Here is a 22,293-nt window from a genome sequence, read left to right as displayed (position 1 = left end):
CCGAACCCTGCGCGGTCGATATACCTCGGCGGTGGTGCTCAACCGACGATCGGGGTTTCGGTGGTGTAGAGGAAACGGGTCAGGGAGCGGTCGAGGAAGTTCTCCTCGTCGGCGGCGACGGTCGTGGTGAAGATGTCGGAGGTGAACCAGCGGGTGGCGTCGGCAATGTCGTCGAACCAGACCTCGACGACGCCGTCGTAGTAGGTGCTGCGCAGGCCGGGGATCTCGTCGTCGGTGGGCAGGAGCAGGACATGGCGCCGGACCGGTACCGCTCCGTCGGTCACGCTCGCGATCAGCGGCAGGTGCTTGTGCGTCCAGTACTCCACGAACTCCTCGTGGGTCAGGTCCGCGCGCCGGGTCAGGAAGATGCTGATCTTGATCACGGGACTCCTCAAGGCAGGTATGGCCTTCCTCAGTAACTCCTATGCTACGCACGCATCTTGCACGGCAGCGTATAGCCCCGGACGCAAGGCCACTCGGCCGGGACGGTACCCGTTGCGTCACCCATGGCCGGGCTGAGCGTGTATCCCCGAAGTGCTGCACGTATCGGGAGCTGAGGCTGGATGATGCAAACGTCGTCAGTGAGATCCGGCATATGCTCGCGGAGGACTTCGCGATGCCCACACCGGTGAGGTACCGCTCGACCGCCGCGGTGTAGGACGAGCGCGGAGCAGACAGGTACGAACCGGGCGCGCGTCAGCCGGAGCACGCCCCCGCTGACGGACTCGATCACCGGTTCGGACATCACGTCTGGCCCGCCCCTCCGGTGCTGCCGCAGTACGACCGTGTCCTACGCAGTGAGGCGTATGTCGGACCGTTACGGGCTCGTCGGCGTCTGCGCACTGCCCAGCGTTTTCACCGGCAACCGCCTCCAGCCGATGTGGCGTCCACCCCTGCGACAGAAGGTACCCGAAGAGTCGGGCACAGCAGGGAAGGGGAGGCAGCGGTGTGGGTTGCGATCACGCTACTGGCAGGTCTGACCTGCCTCGGGTTCGGTACCCATGAGGCCATGGTCCAGCACCGCCTCCAGCGCGAGGGGATCCGCGTCAGGGGCCTGGTGGTCCGCCACCATGTGGAAGGCTCCGAAATGGATGGTGGCCTTGTCTACTTCGCGGTGGTCGAATTCGTTGATGCGCAAGGTGGTCGGCACACGTTCCAGGCCGGGTCATCCGGAGTCAAGGGCCTTCCCGTGGGCGGTGAGGTCCCGGTGCGCTACCTTCCCCAGGCCCCGAACAGCGCGCGAATCGACCTTCGCAGGAGACGGATCGGAGAAGTCGCGGCTCGCTTCGCGGGCGGCACCCTGTTCACAGCCATCGGGATCTGGATGCTCGCCACCGGTCGTTGAGCTTGCTCCTCAGAGTCAGGCCGTGTGCTGCATAGTCGCCTAAGGAATCGCTTGCCCGCGTCGTGCATCCCGCCCGGCTGGGTACCCGCAGCCGGTTAAGAGGGGAGAGCCCACTGAGTGTTGACTGTGCCGTAAGGGCACGGTTTGCACTGGGGCACGGGGGCAGATCCCTAGTGCTGCCGCTGCACGCAGATCACGTACTGCCGCGTGCGGAAGTCCGTACGTTCAACGAGGACGGAGTAAAGCGTGCACACGATGAGAAAGTCTGTTCGGGGCGTTGTGGCCGTGATGGCCGTGGCGCCGATGCTTTTCCTGGCGACGCCGGCGGCAACGGCCTCGTCGGGGAAACCCGCCGCGGTGTCGGCGGCGAACGTGGACATGAAGATCGGTCCCGGATGCGGGGACCACACTATCTGCTTCGGTGACGACGTGCGCTGGCTGTTCTACATGACGGCGGGCGAGGCCCGTCCACAGCTGCCCGACAAATACAACGACAAGGTCGTCACTGCCAAAAACTGGTCGGACGCCGCGGTCTGTCTGTACGAGCACTCGCAGTTCGCGAAGCTGCTGGCGAAGGTCGAGCCGAAGGGAGGCGTCAAGCTGCGCGGGGAGGACCGGAAGAAGACGAGCAGCATCCGGCCCTGCTGACAGACCGTCCTGTGCCCGGTCAGTCGCAGACGACGGCGCGCCCAGGGCTCAGGAGGTAGCGGCGTAGTCGCCGGTCTTCGTACCGTGGCAGTCGGGCTGCCGTCACGCGGGGGTTCAGTCTGCGTCTTGGGGCGCCGGCGAGGTGCGTGCCGCGGGCGCCCTCACTGTCTGCGGCAGATTGCCGACGAGGAGGCAGAGCGAGTGCAACCGTCGCAGTGCGAAGTTGTCTGATGCGGCACTGGCTGTTCGGCGGTACGAATCCCAAGGCCAGACCCACGTCAACTCTGACCGTGTCACTACCCCTTCGAGACCAAGCTGGAGAAGCTTGGTAAGGCGAGCCAGGCACCTCGTCAAGAGGGGACTGGCTCCCGGCGCGTGAGTAGGGGGCACCGACCCAGGTCGGTGCCCCCTCTCGCTGTGTCGGTCAGTGCTGCCGGTAGTCCTCGCGTAGATGCCACTCGACCGGGTAGAAGACCGTCTCGTCATCGCTGGCGCGTTCGAGGATCGCGCGGTGGTCGGCGATGCCCGGCCGTCCGAGGTCCACCCAGCTGTGCACCAGGGCCTTCAGGTCGTCGGCGACGGCCTGGTCGCCGACGTGGTGCAGGTGGCCGGTCCGCTGAATCCAGGCGGTGCCGCGGCTGGGCTCGTGGAGGCAGGCCATGCCCTGGGCGGGGTCGAGGCCGTCGACGTAGGCACGGGTGGTGCGGCCGGTCCGGGTGCCGAGGTGGAACCACAGATCGTAGTAGGCATCGTCCTCCAGGACGGGTCCGACGTTCTCCCATGTGGTCATCGGCTGCGGCGGAAGCGGTTCGGTCAGGGCCGGGGTCTGTCCGTCCTGCCACGCGTAGAGGGGGCCGGCGGCGGACATGAAGTCGCTCGACATCACCCCGCGGCCGATCAGGCGGGTGCCGTCGCGGGTGACCGAGAGGGTGGGGTGGAAGCCGCCGTGTGCGACGGGGACGACGATCTGCCCGTCGTCGGCAAGCTGGTCGAGCCAGTGCGGGGAGATGCCGGTGACGCCGCAGGTGACCACGATCCTGTCGTAGGGGCCCTTGGCGGGATAACCGAGATAGCCGTCGGCCGTGAGGGCGGTGACGTTCTTCTCCCCGGCCCGCTCGGCGGCTTTGGCGGCTTCGGTGACGATGACCTCGGAGACGTCGATGGTGACGACTTCGGCGCCGGTGATGGCCGCGATCAGGGACGCGTTGTAGCCGGTGCCGGCGCCGATCTCGAGGACCTTCATCCCGGGTGCGAGCTGGAGGGCTTCGAGCATGGCGGCGATGACCCGGGGCTGAGAGGTGGAGCTGTAGCGGCCGGCCGCGTCGTCGCTCTTGGGGACGTGGGTCATCAGGGCGGTGTCGGAGTAGATGCGGTCGAGCAGGTCGTCGCCGGGGTCGGCGGGGACGGGGATGAAGGTGCCGCTGGTGTAGTAGCCGCCGGGCAGGAACAGGTGCCGGGGGACGGTGGCGAAAGCCCGCTCGACCGGGCTGGTGCGGATCGCGCCGCGCTCGCGCAGGGTGGTCGCGTAGGCGGCCATGCGGGCGGTCAGGGACGGGCTGGTGGTCTGGTCGGTCATGAGGCTCCTTAGGGTTCGACGGTCAGGGCCGTGGTGAACGTGGCGATGTAGTGCGGGTCTTCGCCGACGGGCTCGCCGTCGGCTTCGACCCACGCGTGGGAGGTCAGGGGCGGGAAGCGCACGCCGCTCTTCCAGGTGGGCCAGGTGCCGGCGAGGCGGCAGAGCAGGGCGGTGGCGATCGATCGGGGCAGGCAGCCGTAGCCGCTGCCGCAGTGGGGGCTGACCGTCGTGACCACGTCCCTCGCTCGCGAGGCCTGCTCGGCGGTGGCGGGTGCGGCCCGGCGGGCGAGCACGTCCAGCAGCTGTTTGAGCCGGGCCGGGCGGGATCCGAGGGCGGTGGTGATCAGGTGGGCGGCGGTGACGGCGAGGTGTCCGGCGGCCTGCTCGGTGCGGGTGAGGTGGACGCGTTCGGGCAGGGCGACGACCGTGCTCATCGCGACTCCAGCAGCCGGTGGCCGGTCAGTCTGGCGGTCAGGTCGCGGACGTCGGCCGCCGCCCGGTCCGCGGTGATGCCGTAGGTGTCCACGAGGGCGGTGGCGGCCTCCTGTTCGCCGTGGCCGACGAGTGCGTCCAAGGCTGTGGCGGCGGAGTCGTTGAGGGCGAAGTAGCCGCCGGTGCGGGTGTTGAAGAGCATCGGCGAGCCGTCGGCGTCGATCCGCTCGACGCCACGAGCGAGGCGGAAGGGCATGGCGATCGGCCTCCTGGCGGGTCAGGGGCGGGCACTGCGAAGCCACAGCTCCACAGCGACCGTCTCGGTGATGAACGCGGGCGGGATGCGGCGGGTGGCGGCCTCGGCCAGGGCCTGGCGTACGGCCCCTTCGTCGATCAGCCCGGCCTTGCCCAGGGCCGAGCCGGTGAACAGCTCGGCGAGCTCACGGTGGTGGGCGGCGAGGCCGGTGTGGATCTCGTGGTTGTAGTGACCCTTGTCCCGCCGGACGAGCAGGCCCGGCGGGGCCAGCGGGGCGACGGCCGCAGTCAGCAGGGGCTTGGGCGACCACGGGTCGGTCCGCTCCTCCGGCCAGGTCGCCAGGGCCGTCTCGATGACCGCCCGGTCCAGGTAGGGGAAGTGGCCGGGAACTCCGGCCGCTTCCATCGCATCCCGGTACAGGCTCGCGCGGCGGGCGACCGAGCGGATCCGCATCACCGCCCCGTGTGTCGCGATGTCCTCCGAGACCGGCTCGGCCGTCTCCGCGACGGCCAGCAGCTCGTGCCGCAGGTCGCGGACGACCTCGGGCACGGTCCAGGGCGGGAGGCGGGGAGGAGCCTCCCACCCGGCCAGGGCGGCGGCCGGGCTGGCCGGGAGGGTGAGCCGGTCGGCGGCCCGGATCAGCCACTGCCGGTAGGTGCCGGCCGAGGCGGCGGCCTGCGCGAGGCTCAGGCTGCTGGTGCGGTTGAGGGCCGCGTGGCCGCGCAGATGCCACCACGCGCGGTACGGGCTGCGGCCGGCGGCCTGCGGCAGGTAGGACAAGGGGGCCACCAGGGTCTCGTCGCCGCCCTGGCCGTTGAGGTGGGCACCGCTGCCGTGCTCGGCCAGCACCCGCAGAGTCTGGCGGAAGCGGGCCGCCGAAGACGCGAACGAGGCGGGCTCGTCCAGCGCGAACTGCGCGTCCTGAAGGTCCTGGAAGATCCGCGGGTAGGCGCCGGGGCCGAGGACCAGGTGGTCCACCCCGTCCAGCAGGCGGGCGGTGCGGCGGGCCCACCGCTCGTCGGGGTTGTCCGCCGCCCGCGAGCCGACGGTGATCAGCAGACTGGTGGAAGCCGGGCGGGCCCGCGCGGCCAAGGCCGCAAGCGCCGCGGAGTCCAGGCCGCCGGACAGCTGCACGCTGGCCACCGGTGGCGAGGCCACCCGGCTGGCGACCGCCTTGGCCAGCACGTCCCGCAGCCGTTCCGCCGCCATCTCCAGCGGGAGGACGGCCGTGGGCGGCGTCCAGGAGCGGGTGACGGCCAGCCGGCCGGAGGCGCTCAGCGTGGCCGCGTACCCGGGGGCGACCGGCTTGACGCCCTCGTACGGGGTGCGGCTGAACAGCAGCGGGGCGGGCGCGTGCGGGGCAAGCAGGCGAAGGGCTGCCCATCGCTCGTCCACTCCCTTGCCCACCTCGTGGGCCAGCTGGCGCGGGCTGCTGGACAGCACCCACACGCCGTCCACGGTCGCGTAGTACAGCCGGTTCAGGCCCGCAACGTCCCCACGTGCGCTACGGACGCCCCGGCGAGATGTGACCAGGTAGTAGCTGCCCGGCAGCGCGGCCAGCTCCTCCTCGTCACCGGTCTCGGCCGCCCTGTCGGCCAGGACCCGCAGCCGGGCGGCGCTGACCGGGCAGGACCCGATCAGCACCACCTTCAGCGGACCGGCCGCGACCGTCCGCAGCCTCTTCCCCCACCCGAACGCGATCAGCCACGGGCGTCCCGAGCTGTGCTGGAGGGTGCGGGCCGCGTCCTGCCGGGCGAGCCGCCGGGCCACAGGCCCGGCGGCGTCGTCATCGGGCAGAACACAGAACCACGGCGGCCTGAACGCACCGGCCGCCTCGGTCACGAGCGGCTGGTCGGGGCGAACAGGGGCGCGTAGTACTGGCCCGCGTCGGAGTCGTCGCTCTGGCCGACGCTGACGTCCCCGAGGGTGTCGGCGGCGAACGAGCCCACCGCCATCACCTTCGGCGCCTCGTACGCAGGCGAGCATGTCTCCGTCCCGCCGCTGGCTACCTTGCTCATAGGGCACTTCCCTTCTTCCGGTGCCGGACGCCGTTGTCCGGCCGCGGTGACCGCCCGGCCGGCTGGCCTGGCGGATGGTGCAGGGTGGTGCGGCCTGCCCGGCCGGGTCCCAGCGGGATGTCACCGGCGGGGCAGGAGCCTGGGGTCACGGCTGCCGTTCGCCTCGCAGGATCGAGCCGACCGGCACCGTGTTCGTCGGGTCGGACAGCGCGCGGACGGCCTTCTGGAGCCGCACGGGGTCCGCTCCGAGGTGGTTGATCGCGGCGGAGGCCAGCACGTTGGCCAGCCGGGCCTGGAGGAACGCTTCGTGGTTGTGCTCGGCGATCGCGACGGCCAGGGCCTCCTGCGAGGCGTATGTCTTGCGGCGCATCGTCTGCCGGGGCGGGTTCCCGTAGGTGATCATCACCACGACCTCGCCTGAGCCGGCGTCGAAGCGCACGTCGAACGGCAGCTCGTCGGCGTCCTGCTCAGGCACGAACTCCACCTCTTCTGTAAGGCACGCGGCAGCGGATCTGCTTGCCCACCGGCGTGATGACGGTGTGCCAGCCCGGGGCGAGCAGGTCGAGCAGGGGCAGCCCCCGGCCGGACTCGGCGTCCGGGTCGTCCAGCGGGGCCGCAGCCCGGTCGGGCAGGTGCTCGCCGTCGGGGTCGTGGACCTTCACCAAGACCGCAACCGGCTCCGCGACGACCTCGACGACCAGGGGCACGAAGGGCCCGCAGCAGGTCACGGCGTTGCCGATCAGCTCGCTGGTCACCAGCTGGGCGTTCTCGGCGACATCCGCGGTGACTCCGGCCTCGCACAGCGCCTGGCCCGTCATGTGCCGGACACGGCGTAAGTGCTCGGCGGAGGAGTGCATGTGGACCGCGAATCCGCCGGGCCTCTCGGTGAGGTAGAAGCCCGGGACCGCCGGTGCCCTCTCGTCCGCCATGGTGACCATGGCCCCTCCATCCGCACAGGCTTCCGCCCGCGCAAGATCGACGCAAGTGCCCCCGGGATACCGCCAGTTGGCAGACCCCTCTGGCCTTTCCGACGAGGATGGACCCAACCGCCCACGGGTCGCAAGGTTTCCACCAAACTCGTTCGGATGGTCCGGCGAAGGGGCTCCCGCTCTCCCGGCGGTGGTGAAACACTGCGCATATGCCCAACAGCCCCGTGGTACCGACGATCCGGCGCCGCCGACTCGGCTCAGCCCTGCGCAAGCTCCGCAACGACGCCGGGCTGACCTTGGATGGTGCCGCCGGGGCCGTGGGCTGGAAGGCGCCGAAGATGTCGAAGGTGGAGAACGCGGCCGCCGGCATCCGCCCGGCCGAGGTCACCGACCTGCTCAAGGCGTACGGCGTCACGGACCCCGAGGTGTTCACCGCGCTGGAGAACCTGGCCCGCGACGCCAGCAAGAAGGGCTGGTGGCAGACCTACAGCGGTGTAGTCGCGCCCGCCTACGCGGACTACCTCTCGCTGGAGTCCGACGCCGAGCGAGTCTTGGAGTGGTCACCGACCCTCGTGCCCGGCCTGTTGCAGAGCGCCGCGTACGCGCGGGAGATGATCGCAGCCTCCGCCGTCACCCGCACACCAGAAGAGGTCGCCGCCCTCGCCGAGGTCCGCATGGCCCGCCAAGCCGTCCTCTCCCGCCCCGACGGCACCGGACCCCTGAACGTGTGGGCCGTGATCTCCGAAGCGGTCCTGCACCAGCGGTTCGCCGTCCGCCCGGCCACCATGCGCGAACAACTCCGCCGCCTGCTCGACGTGGCCGAGCTGCCCAACGTCACCCTCCAGATCATGCCCCTGGGCGCCACCCCGCACCCAGGCGTCGCCGGAGGCTTCACCGTGGTCAACTTCCCCGGCCCCATGCCGGACGTCGTCCTCGTGGAGAACCTCCGAGGCAACTCCTACGTCGAGGGCAGCGAGGACGTCCGCGTCTTCGCCGGCGCCTTCGAACGGATCGTCGCCGCCGCCCTCCCGGTGGACGACTCCCTGGCATTGATCAAACGCATCGAAGAAGGCAGCCCAAAGTGAACGGACCCAAGGCGGAGCTGTACGCGCACGACCTCTCCGCCGCCACCTGGCGCAAGTCCTCCGCCAGCGCAGGCGAAGGCAACTGCGTCGAAACCGCCGACCTCCCCGGCGGCATCGCTGTCCGCGACTCCAAGAAAACCCACCTCGAACCACTCCGCTTCACCACAGCGGAGTGGGACGCGTTTCGCACCGGGATGCTGAGGGGAGAGCTGTAAGCCCTCCCCTCGGAAGAGCACAGCAAGTGCTCGACGCGGCGCGAGCGGGATCTGGATCTCTCATGCGCCACGGTTGCGTGCGTCTCCTGCGGTGGAGCCCGGGCACGACTGACGACCGATACAGGAAGGGCCGGGCGGCCTCGGCGAACGCGGCCTCCATGCGGGCCCGTGCGGGCTCATCCGGCGGCGCATACATCAGTGACCTCCGTCAGTCGTTGGGCGTCCAACGGTAAGTCGAGTGCGGCAGTGGCCTCAGCCCAATGCCCGGAACAGCGACGGTACCCGCGAGACCAGGGAGTGGGGCCGTCCCCCCAGCCACCTGCTACACGCAGGTGGCGGCTCCTCGGCGCGTGGCTTGCGCGCCAGAGCTCGTCGAACGCGCACGCGACTTCCTCACCGCCCACCGCTGACCCATTCCCTCTTGACCACGTGATGGGCCGTCCGGAGCTGTAACCGAGTTGCGCGTTTTCTCCCCTGGCCGTTTCCGGCCGGGAAAGCAACAACCTGGCGGCTTCACGCGGCGGCTTCCCCGCCATGCTGCGCGGTGGCGAGCTCGACGCGGGAGGGGTGCGGGGTGGCACGGCGGGCATTGCTGCGGACGCTGCCATCAGGGCGAACACGACGACTGCGGCACGGGCGGCCTTCGGGTGCCTGGCACCAGTCGCAGCGAACATTGAGCGGGTCTGGCTGTCCAGCCGCGACGGCGGCCTCGCGAACGGCACGTACGGGCCTGTAGCGAGCCAGTTCCGCGCGAGCCGGCGAGGGGATGCACGATCCGATCGCGCGCAGCCGCGCCTCGATGGCCGGGTGCGGCCCGCTGGTCAGCGCGCGGTACTCGATGGGCGCGGCCCGCCCGGTTGCGACAGCGGTACGGGTGGTGCGCATCTCGGTGAGGAAGGCAGGAACGTCGTCGGGGTCGGCGGCCGGGGTGGGGTCGGTGTGGCGCTGCATCAGGGCATCGCGGTGCCGGGCCCAGGCAGTGAGGATGTCGTAAGGCTCGACGGGGTGGTACTGCGCGCTGTTGTCGCCCCCGCGGCGCTCGTAATAGTTGCGGACCACGCGGCCCACGTCCCACGAACCGGCGGGGAGTGTAGCGGGGACATCCGCGAGGGCGGTGGTCCATCGGGTGACGACGCGCTCGGCGCTGCTTGCGTCATTGAGCTGTCGGTCGATCCGGCCGTCGATGGTGGCGACGCGGTCGAGCAGTGCGACGATTTCACGGGGCGTCATCGGGCGTTCTCCCGGTTCTCCAAGTTGTCCAGGGCGGCGAGCAGGTTCTGCCGCGCTGAGGCGGCGGGGGCGGTGGTCGCACGGCCCCGGAAGGGAACGACGGTGGCGCCGGGCCCAGCCGGGCTCAGGTGGTCGAGGTCGGACCAGACCTTGAGCCAGTACCGGGCCGACCTGGGCGCCTCACCGGGCACGGTGCGGTGGACGGCGAGCTCGACGAGAGCAGAGACGCCGTGACGCTGAACGAGACGCCAGACGGCCTCCTGTTCGCCGAGGCCGAGGCTCCAGCGCACGCCGACGCCAGCGGCGTCGAGGGCGGCAGCCAGAGGGCGCAGTGCCTCGGTGACCACGGAGGCGGAGAGGGCTCTCGCGCGCGGCTGCTGCTGTTCCTCTTGGTGCTTGCGTTCTCTTGCGTTCTGGGGTGCAGATTCCACACCCCTGGGGGTGCAGTTCTCGCACCCCTCCGTTGCAGACCCCGCACCCCCTGGGGTGCAACTCTCGCACCCGTGCAGATTCGGCACCGGTGCAGAATCTGCACCACCAATCCGGGGTCTATCGGACGACATGGCGCGGGCGTGACCGACCGCGCCCGCGAGCCGGTACACGGTCTCGCCGCGCGGCCCCTTACGGCCCTCGACGACAGCCAGCTCACCGGACGCGAGCAACTTGTCGACTGCGCCGACGACACACCGCCGGGACGCGTTCGTGCGCTGCACGAGCATCGCGGTGCCGGCATAGGCGGTGCACTCCGGGCCCGAGCACTTGTCGGCGATGGCCAGCAGGATCATGCGGGCAGTGCCCTTCGCGGCGGACCGGGTCCAGACCCAGTCCATGGCGTCGAGGCTCAACGGGCCGCCCCTCCGAATCCGTGCGGGGTGGAGGTGAGGCTGCTGCGGGAGCGGATTGAAGGTATGGGGCGTATCACGCTGCGGCCTCCTGCCTCTCGGCGGAGACAGGGAAGTCGGTAGGCTTCACGAAGAGTCCTTTGACCGACGGTGCGGGGTGGGCAAGACCTCACGCCGTCGTGCTGTTCATGGATGGATGGCGTTGTGGGCTTCGAGGGCTCCGGCTGGCGTTGCGATCGCCAGGCCGGGGCCCGTTCTCGTTGTGGCGCAGGCCGTCACGCAGCCACGGCCACGTCACCGCCTGCACTGTCGGGGGCGATGACGGGCAGGCCCAGGTAGCTCCACAGGTCGTAGCGGGTGACGCGGTAGGCGCGGCCCAGCTGCCGGACGCGCACGGGGTACGTCCCGGTCTTCGCCATGAAGTAGCCCTGTGTGCGGCCGATGCCCAGGGCGCGGTTCGCGGTCTCCAGGGGGAAGCTCACCGGAAGGGCCGTCAGTTCGGCGTGGGTCATCTGGCGGGGGTGCATCCAAGCTCCGGTTTTGTCGATTTGCACAGCCGACGGTTCGAATCGACCTTGATCAACCTAGCGTCACAGAATGGCACGGCGCAAGTTGATGCGCTACCGTGTCGATATGCACAGTCACGAGATCTTGAGCGACGTGGTCGCCGAGCAGGTCCGGGCGCACCGGACTCGCCTCGGGCTCAACCGCGAGCAGCTCGCGGAGGAGTGCGCGCGGATCGGTGCTCCCGAGCTGACGTATGCGGCCATCACGAACATCGAGACCGGCCGCCGGGACAAGGACGGCAAGCGCCGCCGCGAGGTCACCGTCGACGAGCTGATGACCTTCGCGTACGCGCTCGGCGTCCCCCCGCTGCTTCTGATGCTGCCGCTCGGCAGCATGGACAGGGTCCCGTCGCCGGCCAAGTGGGGCGGCCTGCACCCGCACTACGCGTGGCAATGGGTTACCGGTGAGGAGCCGCCGGCCTTCCGTGACGAACGAGGGCGGACGGTCGTCGACAGCTCGGGAATCGGCGGCGAGGAAGGGCCGAACCGCACGGGGGTCTGGCGGCAGGTGGCCGTGCCTACCGAGGTGTACCGCAGCCTCCAGGCGACCCAGGCGGCGCTGAGGCATGCGAGCGGTCAGCTCCACTTCGCCCAGGCGCGTCACGGCGAGGATGCCGACGCGACCCGCAAGGCGCGCGGAGCCTACCTCGACCGGCTCCAGGAGTTCGCTGTCGTACTCAACGAGATGACCGATCTCGGGCTGAACATCCCGGCCTGCGACGCCAGATGGGTCGATGACATGCGGCAGTTCGACATGCTCAAGCGCCCGGAGGCTGTGCAGATCCTCGACACGAAGGACTAGAAGGAGAACAGGATTGACCGGCTCAACCTTCAAACGATGCGCCTGCCGCAACCCGGAAACGGTCAAGCAGTACGGCCAGTCGTGCCCCAAGCTCACGCAGAAGCGGCACGGCCTGTGGAACGTCCGGCAGGAGCTACCGCTCCGTGAGGACGGGAGCGCGACGAACCTTCCGCCGCTCCGGCTACACGTCCAAGAACGACGCTCAGGCCGACCTGGACCAGATCCGCACGCTGCTCAAGATCCCCAGCACCGACGACGCAGAAGGCCGCGTGCGCATCGGCGATCGTCCTCGAATCCGTCGCCTCCGGCAAGGAGCCGATACCGGACTACGAGGAGACGAAGCGGAAATTCGGGACCGGCCAGTCCCTCACCGTGCACACACACGGTCGGCGAGTGGCTCGAACTCTGTGCTCGCCGGCAAGAAGCGGCTCCGCAAGAGCGGCAAGGACCGGTACGAGACCGACATCCGCGTGCACCTGGAACCACGCATCGGGCACCTTCGCCTCGACCGGCTGCGGGTGCAGCAACCTCGACGAGATGTTCGCGGGCATAGCCGAGACGAACATCGAGATCAACGACGCGAACATCATGCGTCGTGCCGCGATCGACGAGCTGGCCGCGATCCCTGGAAGGGCGCGGAGAGCCGCGCCCGGCGCAAGGCGCTGAAGGAGACCATCGCGGCGATGCCCCCGTTCCGGCGGATCACCGGACCCTCGACGCAAAGCCACATCAGGGCAACGCTGCGTGCCGCCCTGAACGACGCCATCGCCCAGGGCTACATCACCTTCAACCCCGCCCAGCACGTCGAGCTGGAGGCGGCGAAGCGGCGAAGGCTCGTCTGGACCGGGAACGCGTCGAAGAATGGATCAGGACGGGCGAGAAACCGTCCCCGGTCATGGTGTGGACCCCGGAGCAGGCCGGGCCAGTTCCTCGACTTCATCGCCGAGGACCGGCTGTACGCCCTGTTCCACCTGATCACCTACCGCGGACTACGTCGTGAGGTGAGGCATGCGGAGCCCGCAAGCAGGACCTGAACCTCCAGGCGATGACGCTCACCATCGCCACGCAGCTGGTGCAGGACGGGTTGGGGAGGTCCTGGAGAGCGACCCGAAGACCGACAGCGGCGCGCGGTGGTCCATCTCGACGAAGACACCATGGACGCGCTGCGCACGCACCTAGCGAAGCAGGCCGCTGACCGGCTCAGCTGGGGTGAGGCGTGGCAGGACACGGGCCGCATCTTCACCCAGGAAAATGGCGAGTGGCTCCACCCGGGGTGGCTGACCGATTACTTCGAACGGCTCGTCGAGGCGAGCGGACTCCCGCCGATCCGACTGCATGACCTGCGTCACGTTGCGGCCTCGCTGATGCTTGCCGCCGGCGTCGACGTCAAGATCGTGTCCGAGACGCTGGGCCACAGCGACTCCCGGATCACGCGGGACATCTACCAGTCGGTCCTGCCGAAGGTCGGCGCCGAGGCAGCAGAGGCCACTGCCCGCATGGTCCCTCGGGCCGCGTCCTCGAAGATCGCGCGCACCGCCGGGCTCACCTCGGGCTCACACGCTCCCGCAGAGATCATCGCAATCTCGGGGCCAGCGACCCTGGACAAAGAAAAAGCCCAGGTCAGCGGGTAACTGGCCTGGACTTCAACTGAGCCGCCTTCGGGATTCGAACCCGAGACCTACGCATTACGAGTGCGTTGCTCTGGCCAACTGAGCTAAGGCGGCGCGCTGCCTGGCCGAGAGATGTCGTCGGCAGCGCGCCCAGTCTACACAGTTCCGGAGGGTGCTCCGCACCACGGCTTCGCACGGGGGTACGAAGCCGTGGTGCGAAGAGGCCGAGGTCAGGAGCAAGGTCAGGAGCAGCGGCGGGAGGCGGGCGGCGGCGTGCGGGTGAGGAGGTAGGAGTCGACCGCCTCGTCCACGCAGTCGCTGCCGCGGGTGTAGGCCGTGTGGCCGTCGCCGTCGTAGGTCAGGAGACGGCCGGAGGAGAGCTGGGAGGCGAGGGCGCGGGCCCAGGGGTACGGGGTCGCGGGGTCGCGGGTGGTCCCGACGACGAGGATCGGGGCGGCGCCGCGGGCCGTGATGCGGTGCGGGTGGCCGCTGGGACGGACGGGGCCAGTAGGCACAGCCGAGGGAGGCCCAGGCGAGGGCCTCGCCCAGGACCGGGGACGCCTTGCGGAAGGCGGGCAGGGCCTGGCGGACGCCGTCGGGACCACGGAAGGCGGCGGGGGGCGTCGAGGCAGTTCACCGCGGAGTTGGCGGCCATGAGGTTGGAGTACGAACCGCGCTCGTCGCGCTCGTAGTACGCGTCGGACAGGGCGAGCAGCACCGTGCCGTCGCCACCGGCCGCGTCCGCGAGGGCCTTGCGGAGCGCGGGCCAGGCGCCCTCGTCGTACATCGCGGCGATCACCCCGGTGGTCGCCAGGCCCTCGGTGAGGCGGCGGGAGCCACCGGCGGGGAGCGGGTGTCCGCCGAGGCCGGCGAGGAAGGACCGCAGGTGCTTCCCGGCATCGTCGGGACCCTCGGTGCCCAGGGGGCAGTCGACGTGGCGGGCACAGTCGCGGGCGAAGGAGGTGAACGCGGTCTGGAAACCCGCCGCCTGCTCGCGGTTGACGCGCTCGGCGCCGAGCGAGGGGTCGAGCGCGCCGTCGAGGACGAGCCGTCCCACCCGGGCGGGGAAGAGCTCGGCGTAGGTGGCGCCGAGGAACGTGCCGTAGGAGGCGCCGACGTAGTGCAGCTTGCTGTCGCCTAGGAGCCCGCGGAGGACGTCCATGTCGCGGGCGGCCTCGACGGTCGAGACGTGCCGCAGGACGCGGCCGGCACGGGTGGCGCAGCCCTGGGAGAACTTCTTGAGGTTCGCGACGTAGCTGCGCATCGCGGTGGCGGTCCGCGGGTTCGGGTCGGCCGCGGCGTAGCGGTCCATCTCGCCGTCGGAGAGGCAGTTGACCGGACTGCTGCGGCCCACGCCGCGCGGGTCCACCGCCACCAGGTCGTAGCGGGCGCGGACCTCGGCGGGGTACTTCGTGGCGGCGTGGCTCTGCAGGTAGTCGATCGCGGAGCCGCCCGGGCCGCCGGGGTTGACCAGCAGCGATCCGAGGCGTGCGGAGGCGTCCGTGGCCCGCTTGCGGGAGAGGGCGAGGGCGATGTCGCCGCCGTGGGGGGCGGCGTAGTCGAGGGGGACCTTCATCGAGGCGCATTCGAAACCCGCGCCCTTGCCGGTGCAGGAGTGCCAGCGGAGCTTCTGCGCGTAGTACGGCCGCAGGGGGCCGGCGGAATCGGCTCCGGGGAGGTCGGCGACGAGGGTGCTGCCGGGTTCGTCCCGGTCCTGCGGTCTCGCCGCCGCGGACGCGGCCGGCGCGGCGTTGCCGGCGGTGAGCGCGGAGAGCAGCAGGGCCGCGGTGGCGGCCAGGGTGCCGGAGGTACGGAGCAGGCGACTGGTGTCCATCGGCTGGTCCCTCTGTGTGGCAGACAGGTGGGCTGTGGCAGACAGCTGGGCGTACGGCATGCGAAGGCGAACGGGGCTGCGCGCGGCGGATGCGGCCGCGCACGCCGATTCCACGAGGGAGGATCCACGGATCGGATCGGGCTCGGGTGTACGGAGCGTATCTGTACGCACACCCGATTTCGCCGGGCCGGGCCTACAGGTCGGCTCATAAGGGTGAGGATTCACCCGGGCTGTGGTGTTCCCGTCGCCGCTGTGCCTACCGGCGTCGCCCACCGAGGTCGCTCACCGTCACCCACCGGTGCGCCCACCGGCGTCCGGGGCGCCCGGCGGCCTCAGCCCGCCCGCAGGGCCACCGTCATCGCCTCGACCGCCAGCAGGGGCGCCACGTTCCGGTCGAGCGCGCGGCGGCAGGCGGCGATCGCCTCGATCCGGCGCAACGTCGCCTCCGGCCGCGAACCGGAGGCGATCCGGTCCAGGGCGTCCCGCGCGTCCGCGTTGGCCGGCGCGACGCGCGAGCCGAGCTGTATCGCGAGGACGTCGCGGTAGAAGCCGGTGAGCTCCGTGAGGGCGAGGTCCAGGCTGTCGCGCTGGGTACGCGTCGAGCGGCGCTTCTGCCTGTCCTGGAGCTCCTTCATCGCGCCGGCCGTGCCGCGCGGGAGCCGCCCGCCCGTGCCGGCCGCCGCGCCGAGGGCGGTGCGCAGCTCCTCGGTCTCCTTGGCGTCGACCTCCTCGGCGACCTGCTTCGCGTCCTCGGCCGCGGCATCGATCAGCTCCTGGGCGGCCTTGAGGCAGCCGCCCATGTCATCGACGCGCAGCGGCAGCTTGAGCACGGCCGCGCGCCGGGCGCGGGCGCGCTCGTCCGTGGCGAGGCGGCGGGCCCGGCCTATGTGGCCCTGGGTGGCACTCGCCACGCGGGCGGCGAGCTCGGGCTCCACGCCGTCCCGGCGGACGAGGACGTCAGCGACGGCGGCCGCGGACGGCGTGCTCAGGGTGAGGTGGCGGCAGCGGGAGCGGATCGTCGGCAGCACGTCCTCGATGGACGGCGCGCAGAGCAGCCAGACCGTCCGCGGGGCGGGCTCCTCGACGGCCTTGAGGAGGACGTTGCCCGCGCCCTCGGTGAGGCGGTCCGCGTCCTCCAGGACGATCACCTGCCAGCGGCCGCCGGCGGGCGACAGCTGGGCGCGGCGGACGAGCTCGCGGGTCTCCTTGACGCCGATGGACAGCAGGTCGGTACGGACGATCTCGACATCCGCGTGCGTCCCGACCAGGGTCGTGTGGCAGCCGTCGCAGAAGCCGCAGCCGGGGCCCGCGCCGTACGCCCGGTCCGGACTGACGCACTGCAGCGCGGCGGCGAAGGCGCGCGCGGCCGTGGCACGGCCGGCGCCGGGCGGGCCGGTGAACAGCCACGCGTGGGTCATCCGGGAGCCGGCCGGGGCCTCCACCGGGCCGTCCGCCGACTCCGCCGCCGTGACCAGCGCGTCCGCGTCACGGGCGGCAGCGGCGAGCTGCTCCGTGACCCGGTCCTGCCCGACCAGGTCGTCCCATACCGCCATGGCTGTCCTCCGCGCCGATCGTCCTGCGGTCTGCCCCGGTCACCCATTGTGAGGCACCCCACTGACAGCGAGGCCCGGAACCGGCGGCGGGGCCCCCGGACGAGGGCCCCGCCGTTCTCTCACTTGCCGCGTCGCCGCGGCCCCTTGCCGCCGGCGTCACCGCCGTCGTCGTCGCGCCGGCTGCCGTCGTCGTCGCCGCGCGGGCCCAGGAGGTCGTCGGCGAGCGTCGCGTCGTCGGCCCACTCGGGACGGCGCCAGGGCTTGCGGGGGCTTCCCCCGGAATCCCCGGACGTCGAAGCGGGCGTCGAGGCGGGCGTCGAAGCTGACGTCCCCTCGGGGGCGTCGTCGAGCCGCGGCATTTCGCGCGTGCGCGTGTTGTCCGCCTCGTCCGCGGCGGGCCCGGCGGACGGGGACGCGTCCTCGGCCGCCGGCTCCTCCGGGCGGAAGAGCCAGTCCGGGACCCGGTCCACCGGGTCTTCGCGACGGCCCGCGGCAGGCTTCTCGGCCGCACCGTCCGCCGCGGAATCCACGCCCCAGGTGACCCGCTGCGGCGCCGGTCCGGCGGACGGCGCGGCGGGCGACGAGGGCTTGCGCGGGGAGGACTTGCGCGGCGACGCCGGCGGCAGCACGGCGGTCTCGTCCTCGGACCGCGCGCCGTCGGTGACGGGCGGCAGCACCGCGGTCTCGTCCGCGGCGGACCCCAGCGGCAGCACCGCCGTCTCGTCGCCGGAACCGTCCGGAACGTCCGAGGCATCGGAGGCTTCCGCCTCGCGCGGGTCCGCACGGTGGACGATCGGCGACTCGACGGTCAGCGTCTCGTCCGCGTCCCGCATCCGCACGGTCTCCCGGGGGTCGGGCCGGTGCACGGACGGGACTTGGAGCCGCTCGGTCCGCTCGGCGTCGTCCCGCACGGACGCCTGCTCGACCGTGGGCACCTCGTCGGACGTCTTCGCGGCGGGCTCGGGCTCGGACGGTCCGGGCTCGGCAGCCGCGGACCCGGCAGGCTCGGACTTGGAGAGATCCGGCTTGGAAAGGCCCGACTCGGAGAAGCCCGGCTTGGAGAGACTCGGCTCGGAAAGGCCCGGCTCGGCAGGCTCAGGAGCCGCCTCCGCCGCCATCCGCGCCGCCTCCGCGGCCAGCAGCGCCTCCTCCGCCGCACGCTGCTTCTCGCGACGCCGCTCCTCGGCCTCCGCGCGCAGCCGCGCCTCCTCGGCGGCCTGCTTGCGCAGCCGCTCCTGCTCCTCGGCGCGGACCCGCTCCTCCGCCTCGCGGCGCTTGCGCTCCTCCTCGGCGGCCCGGCGGGCCTCCTCCGCGCGCTCGCGGGCCTCCTCGGCCTGGCGCTCGGCCTCCCGGCGCGCCTCCTCCTCGGCCTCGCGGCGCTTGCGCTCCTCTTCCTCCGCGCGCAGCCTGGCGAGCTGCTCCTGGCGCTCGCGCTCCAGCCGCTCCTCCTCCGCCTTGCGCGCCGCCGCTTCCTCGGCCTTGCGCCGGGCCTCCGCCTCGGCGAGCCGACGGGCCTCCGCCAGCGCCTTCTCCTCGGTCGCGGACAGCGGGAGGTCCTGATCGAGCCGGTGGCGGACGACGGTGGTGACCTCGTCCGGCTCCTGGCCGGCGTCCACGACCAGGTAGCGCGCCGGGTCGGCGGCGGCCAGCGCCAGGAAGCCGCTGCGCACCCGCTGGTGGAACTCGGCCGGCTCGGACTCCAGCCGGTCCGGCGCCTCGGTGAAGCGCTCGCGCGCGGTCTCCGGCGAGACGTCCAGCAGCACCGTCAGATGGGGGACGAGCCCCTCGGTCGCCCACCGGTTGATGCGGGCGATCTCGGTCGGCGACAGGTCCCGGCCGGCGCCCTGGTAGGCGACGGAGGAGTCGATGTAGCGGTCGGAGATGACGACCGCGCCGCGCTCCAGGGCCGGCCGTACGACGGCGTTGACGTGCTCGGCACGGTCGGCCGCGTAGAGCAGGGCCTCGGCCCGGTCCGACAGGCCGGCCGACGCGACGTCCAGCAGGATCGCGCGCAGCCGCTTGCCGATGGGCGTCGCGCCGGGCTCGCGGGTGACGACGACCTCGTGGCCCTTGGAGCGGATCCATTCGGCGATGGCCTGCACCTGGGTGGACTTGCCGGCGCCGTCGCCGCCCTCGAAGGCGATGAAGAAGCCGTTGCGCGCCGGGGCCTGGGCAGGGTCGCCGTCACGGACGGCGTCCAGCAGGTCGCGGTGGAAGGGCACGCCGTGCCGGTCGTCGGTCCTGCCGAGCACCAGCGCGCCCACGGGCAGCAGCAGCGCGCCGATGAGCATCAGCGTGAACGCCGCCCCGCCGTGCGCGAAGACGAAGCTGCCGCTCTCGGCCCGGTGCGGACCGATGAGGGCGGCCAGCACGGGCGCGACGACCGCGCCCAGCGCCACGGTGACGCGGACGACCGCGTGCAGGTGGGCGGTCGTGCGCTCGCGCGCCGCGTCCTCCGTCTCCTGGTCGAGGAGGGTGTGGCCGGTGTTGGCGACGACGCCCGCGGCGACGCCCGCCAGCAGGACGAGCAGCAGCACGGTCGTGGGGTCGGGTACGAGCCCGGCCGCGAGCAGGGCCAGGCCGGTGACGCCGAGCGCCAGGGCCAGAAGCCGGCGGCGGGAGAAGCCGGGCAGGATCTTCGCCGCGGTGCGGATGCCGACGACGGGGCCGCCGGTGAGCGCGAGGGCCAGCAGCCCGAAGGCCACCGGGCCGCCGCCCAGGTCGTACGCCTGGAGCACCGCGACGCCCACCGCCGCGGCGACGGCCCCGGCGACCGCGGCGCAGGCCAGGACGAAGACCGGGATGCCGCCCGTGCGGCCCTTGTCGGGACCCTGGGCGTCCTTGGGCCGGCGCAGTCCCTCCAGCGGGGAGCGCGGGGCGGGAGCCTGCGCGCCGGGGAGCGGCAGGAAGTGGACGATCACGCCGGACGCGTTGAACAGCGCCGCCGCGAGATACGAGCCGAGGGCCGCCTGGTGCAGGTGGAACCAGTCGATCCCGGACCCCAGCAGATTGCTGACCAGCGTGATGGCGATCAGCGCGGCCGCCGCGACGGGCACGGCGACGAAGGAGGTGCGCAGCGAGAGCCGGCGCAGCGCGTCCCGGTGGTCCGGCCCGGGCCGGACGGGGTCGGCCTCGGGGGGCGCGCCGGGCAGCAGCGAGGGCGCGATGCCGTCCTTGGCCACGCCCCACACCCGCTCGGCGGCACCGAGGAGGAACGCGGTGATCAACAGCACCGCCAGTGCCTTGTGCTCGGTGAAGTCGATCCACACCGGCGCGACGGCCAGCAGGAGCGCGCGGACGGCGTCGGCGCCGACCATGGTCCAGCGGCGGTCCAGCGGACCGGCGGGGGCGAGCAGCGAGGAGAGCGGGCCCAGCAGAACCGCCCCGAAGAGCACCGTGGCGAGCAGCCGCGCGCCGATGACGGCGGCGACGGCGAGGGCGGCCCCGCGGTAACCGCCGCCGAAGGAGCCCGCGGTCACGGCCGCCTGGAACGCCAGGAGCAGCAGGACCAGCACACCGAGGGCGTCGCCGACCCCTCCCGCGGCCTGGGCGCTCCACAGCCGCTTCAGCGACGGGATGCGGAGCAGGGCACGGACGGCGCGCTCACGGGAGTCCGCGGCCAGTGCCCCGGAGGGGGAGGTGACCGGTGTTGGATGCTCGGCTCGCGTCATCCTGCCAGCCTATCCGGAGCGTCTGAATACGGACCGCCACGACGAACAGGCGCTCGAAGCGCGTGCGCGAACGGCCCGAGAAGGGCCCGGAAACGAGCGGGCGGCGGAACCGGAATCCGGTCCGCCGCCCGCTCGTACGACGAGGTCACTCCGCCTTGGCGGCCGCGGCCTTCTTGGCGGTGGTCTTCTTCGCCGCCGTCTTCTTCGCGGTGGTGGTCTTGGCCGCCGTCGTCTTCTTGGCGGCCGTCTTCTTCGCGGCGGTCTTCTTCGCCGGGGCCTTCTTGGCCGCCACCTTCTTCGCGGTCTTCTTGGCCGGGCCCTTGGCGCGCTTCTCCGCCAGCAGCTCGTACCCGCGCTCCGGCGTGATCGTCTCCACGTCGTCGTCCCGGCGCAGCGTCGCGTTCGTCTCGCCGTCCGTGACGTACGGGCCGAAGCGGCCGTCCTTGACCACGACCGGGCGCTCGCTGACCGGGTCGGTGCCCAGCTCCTTCAGCGGCGGCTTGGCCGCGGCCCGGCCGCGCTGCTTGGGCTGCGCGTAGATCGCGAGGGCCTCCTCCAGCGTGATGCCGAAGAGCTGCTCCTCGCTCTCCAGGGAGCGCGAGTCCGTGCCCTTCTTCAGGTACGGGCCGTAGCGGCCGTTCTGCGCGGTGATCTCCACGCCCTCGGCGTCGGTGCCGACGACGCGCGGCAGCGACATCAGCTTCAGCGCGTCCTCGAGGGTGACCGTGTCGAGGGACATGGACTTGAAGAGCGAGGCCGTCCGCGGCTTGACCGCGTTCTTGCCGGTCTTCGGGGTGCCCTCGGGCAGCACCTCGGTGACGTACGGGCCGTAGCGGCCGTCCTTGGCGATGATCGCGTGGCCGGACTGCGGGTCGGTGCCCAGCTCGTACTCGCCGCTCGGCCTGGCGAAGAGCTCCTCCGCGTACTCCACGGTGAGCTCGTCCGGCGCCAGGTCGTCCGGGACGTCCGCGCGCTGGTGGCCCTCGGTGTCCTTCTCGCCGCGCTCGACGTACGGACCGTAGCGGCCGACGCGCAGCACGATGCCCTCGCCGACGGGGAACGAGGAGATCTCCCGGGCGTCGATCGCGCCGAGGTCGGTGACCAGCTCCTTGAGACCGCCGAGGTGGTCGCCGTCGCCGTTGCCCGCCTCGGCCGCCTTGCCGGAGCCCTCCGGGCCCTCGCCGAAGTAGAAGCGGCGCAGCCACGGCACGGCCTGGGCCTCACCGCGGGCGATGCGGTCGAGGTCCTCCTCCATGGAGGCGGTGAAGTCGTAGTCGACCAGCCGGCCGAAGTGCTTCTCCAGCAGGTTGACCACGGCGAAGCTCAGGAAGGAGGGGACGAGCGCGGTGCCCTTCTTGAAGACGTAGCCGCGGTCGAGGATGGTGCCGATGATCGACGCGTACGTCGACGGACGGCCGATCTCGCGCTCCTCCAGCTCCTTGACCAGCGACGCCTCGGTGTAGCGGGCCGGGGGCTTGGTCGCGTGGCCGTCGGCGGTGATCTCCTGGGCCGTCAGCGCGTCGCCCTCGGCGACCTGCGGCAGCCGGCGCTCGCGGTCGTCGAGCTCGGCGTTCGGGTCGTCGGCGCCCTCGACGTAGGCCTTCATGAAGCCGTGGAAGGTGATCGTCTTGCCGGACGCGCTGAACTCGGCCTCCCGGCCGTCGCTCGCTCTGCCCGCGAT

At 71.8% G+C, this 22,293-nt stretch carries 20 protein-coding genes, 1 tRNA gene and 2 pseudogenes; 6 read left to right on the top strand and 17 right to left on the bottom strand.

Features of this window, described 5'->3' with window-relative positions:
* Nucleotides 1–38: 38 nt before the first annotated feature.
* Entirely contained in the window at nt 39–383 is a 345-nt protein-coding gene (locus ABD794_RS14620) for an EthD domain-containing protein (RefSeq protein ID WP_170127665.1), read from the bottom strand.
* 563 nt (nt 384–946) lie between these two features.
* Here ABD794_RS14620 and ABD794_RS14615 point away from each other — a divergent pair.
* Nucleotides 947–1,345 carry a DUF3592 domain-containing protein gene (locus ABD794_RS14615; protein ID WP_170127666.1) on the top strand — a complete coding sequence of 133 codons (399 nt, stop codon included), beginning with the start codon at nt 947–949 and terminating at the stop codon, nt 1,343–1,345.
* A 170-nt stretch (nt 1,346–1,515) separates the two neighbouring features.
* Here the strand turns inward: ABD794_RS14615 and ABD794_RS14610 are convergent, their stop codons facing one another.
* Nucleotides 1,516–1,725: a hypothetical protein gene (locus tag ABD794_RS14610; RefSeq protein WP_102918213.1), complete on the bottom strand. Its 210-nt coding sequence runs from the start codon at nt 1,723–1,725 to the stop codon at nt 1,516–1,518.
* On the opposite strand from ABD794_RS14610, the gene ABD794_RS14605 reads away from it, so the two are divergent.
* Complete coding sequence (locus tag ABD794_RS14605) at nt 1,724–1,993, top strand: hypothetical protein (protein ID WP_102918214.1); 270 nt, start codon at nt 1,724–1,726, stop codon at nt 1,991–1,993. The two genes, ABD794_RS14610 and ABD794_RS14605, sit on opposite strands and share 2 nt — an antisense overlap.
* Before the next feature lie 424 nt (nt 1,994–2,417).
* On the opposite strand, the gene ABD794_RS14600 is transcribed toward ABD794_RS14605, so the two are convergent.
* The 7 genes from ABD794_RS14600 to ABD794_RS14570 all read right to left on the bottom strand — a co-directional run bounded on the left by ABD794_RS14600 (nt 2,418) and on the right by ABD794_RS14570 (nt 7,213).
* Nucleotides 2,418–3,569 (bottom strand): protein-L-isoaspartate O-methyltransferase family protein, encoded by a 1,152-nt coding sequence (locus tag ABD794_RS14600; RefSeq protein WP_102918215.1) that lies wholly within the window; start codon nt 3,567–3,569, stop codon nt 2,418–2,420.
* 8 nt (nt 3,570–3,577) lie between these two features.
* Nucleotides 3,578–4,003: a lasso peptide biosynthesis B2 protein gene (locus ABD794_RS14595; RefSeq protein WP_102918216.1), complete on the bottom strand. Its 426-nt coding sequence runs from the start codon at nt 4,001–4,003 to the stop codon at nt 3,578–3,580.
* The gene (locus ABD794_RS14590; RefSeq protein ID WP_102918217.1) at nt 4,000–4,257 is read right to left on the bottom strand and encodes a PqqD family peptide modification chaperone; all 258 of its coding nucleotides are present in this window, start codon (nt 4,255–4,257) and stop codon (nt 4,000–4,002) included. Before ABD794_RS14590 ends, ABD794_RS14595 begins: the two co-directional genes overlap by 4 nt.
* 21 nt (nt 4,258–4,278) lie before the next feature.
* Nucleotides 4,279–6,099: an asparagine synthase-related protein gene (locus ABD794_RS14585; protein WP_170127667.1), complete on the bottom strand. Its 1,821-nt coding sequence runs from the start codon at nt 6,097–6,099 to the stop codon at nt 4,279–4,281.
* On the bottom strand, nt 6,096–6,275 hold the full coding sequence (locus ABD794_RS14580; protein ID WP_170127668.1) for a lasso RiPP family leader peptide-containing protein: 180 nt from the start codon (nt 6,273–6,275) through the stop codon (nt 6,096–6,098). Before ABD794_RS14580 ends, ABD794_RS14585 begins: the two co-directional genes overlap by 4 nt.
* A gap of 145 nt (nt 6,276–6,420) precedes the next feature.
* Nucleotides 6,421–6,750, bottom strand: coding sequence for a hypothetical protein (locus ABD794_RS14575; protein WP_102918219.1), 330 nt, complete (start codon nt 6,748–6,750; stop codon nt 6,421–6,423).
* Complete coding sequence (locus ABD794_RS14570) at nt 6,743–7,213, bottom strand: ATP-binding protein (RefSeq protein WP_102918220.1); 471 nt, start codon at nt 7,211–7,213, stop codon at nt 6,743–6,745. The genes ABD794_RS14575 and ABD794_RS14570 overlap by 8 nt, the downstream gene beginning before the upstream one ends.
* 200 nt (nt 7,214–7,413) lie before the next feature.
* Between ABD794_RS14570 and ABD794_RS14565 the strand changes: the two genes are divergently transcribed.
* Nucleotides 7,414–8,289 carry a helix-turn-helix domain-containing protein gene (locus ABD794_RS14565; RefSeq protein WP_102918221.1) on the top strand — a complete coding sequence of 292 codons (876 nt, stop codon included), beginning with the start codon at nt 7,414–7,416 and terminating at the stop codon, nt 8,287–8,289.
* A complete protein-coding gene (locus ABD794_RS14560; protein ID WP_102918222.1) occupies nt 8,286–8,504 on the top strand; it encodes a DUF397 domain-containing protein in 219 nt (72 codons plus the stop codon). Before ABD794_RS14565 ends, ABD794_RS14560 begins: the two co-directional genes overlap by 4 nt.
* Nucleotides 8,505–9,017: 513 nt before the next feature.
* On the opposite strand, the gene ABD794_RS14555 is transcribed toward ABD794_RS14560, so the two are convergent.
* The 3 genes from ABD794_RS14555 to ABD794_RS14545 all read right to left on the bottom strand — a co-directional run bounded on the left by ABD794_RS14555 (nt 9,018) and on the right by ABD794_RS14545 (nt 11,103).
* Nucleotides 9,018–9,734: a zinc finger domain-containing protein gene (locus ABD794_RS14555; RefSeq protein WP_102918223.1), complete on the bottom strand. Its 717-nt coding sequence runs from the start codon at nt 9,732–9,734 to the stop codon at nt 9,018–9,020.
* Nucleotides 9,731–10,564: a hypothetical protein gene (locus ABD794_RS14550; protein ID WP_344963664.1), complete on the bottom strand. Its 834-nt coding sequence runs from the start codon at nt 10,562–10,564 to the stop codon at nt 9,731–9,733. Before ABD794_RS14550 ends, ABD794_RS14555 begins: the two co-directional genes overlap by 4 nt.
* A 287-nt stretch (nt 10,565–10,851) precedes the next feature.
* Nucleotides 10,852–11,103 (bottom strand): hypothetical protein, encoded by a 252-nt coding sequence (locus ABD794_RS14545; protein ID WP_376697827.1) that lies wholly within the window; start codon nt 11,101–11,103, stop codon nt 10,852–10,854.
* Between the two features lie 70 nt (nt 11,104–11,173).
* On the opposite strand from ABD794_RS14545, the gene ABD794_RS14540 reads away from it, so the two are divergent.
* Both ABD794_RS14540 and ABD794_RS19345 read left to right on the top strand, forming a co-directional pair.
* Nucleotides 11,174–11,944 carry a hypothetical protein gene (locus ABD794_RS14540; RefSeq protein WP_344963662.1) on the top strand — a complete coding sequence of 257 codons (771 nt, stop codon included), beginning with the start codon at nt 11,174–11,176 and terminating at the stop codon, nt 11,942–11,944.
* A gap of 13 nt (nt 11,945–11,957) precedes the next feature.
* A pseudogene (locus ABD794_RS19345) lies at nt 11,958–13,575 on the top strand (tyrosine-type recombinase/integrase).
* Nucleotides 13,576–13,594: 19 nt separating this feature from the next.
* Here ABD794_RS19345 and ABD794_RS14525 read toward each other — a convergent pair.
* From ABD794_RS14525 to ABD794_RS14505, 5 genes and pseudogenes are all read right to left on the bottom strand, one after another.
* Nucleotides 13,595–13,668 (bottom strand) — tRNA-Thr (locus tag ABD794_RS14525).
* 128 nt (nt 13,669–13,796) lie between these two features.
* Nucleotides 13,797–15,388: pseudogene (locus tag ABD794_RS14520) on the bottom strand (alpha/beta hydrolase).
* 332 nt (nt 15,389–15,720) lie between these two features.
* Nucleotides 15,721–16,941, bottom strand: coding sequence for a DNA polymerase III subunit delta' (locus tag ABD794_RS14515; protein ID WP_344963655.1), 1,221 nt, complete (start codon nt 16,939–16,941; stop codon nt 15,721–15,723).
* 119 nt (nt 16,942–17,060) lie between these two features.
* Nucleotides 17,061–20,612: a dTMP kinase gene (gene tmk, locus ABD794_RS14510; protein WP_344963653.1), complete on the bottom strand. Its 3,552-nt coding sequence runs from the start codon at nt 20,610–20,612 to the stop codon at nt 17,061–17,063.
* A 145-nt stretch (nt 20,613–20,757) separates the two neighbouring features.
* On the bottom strand, nt 20,758–22,293 hold a 1,536-nt coding region (locus ABD794_RS14505; protein WP_344963651.1), incomplete at its 5' end, for a topoisomerase C-terminal repeat-containing protein.

This window comes from Streptomyces thioluteus, from assembly GCF_039535865.1.
This window is presented reverse-complemented; position numbering and strand designations above follow the sequence as displayed.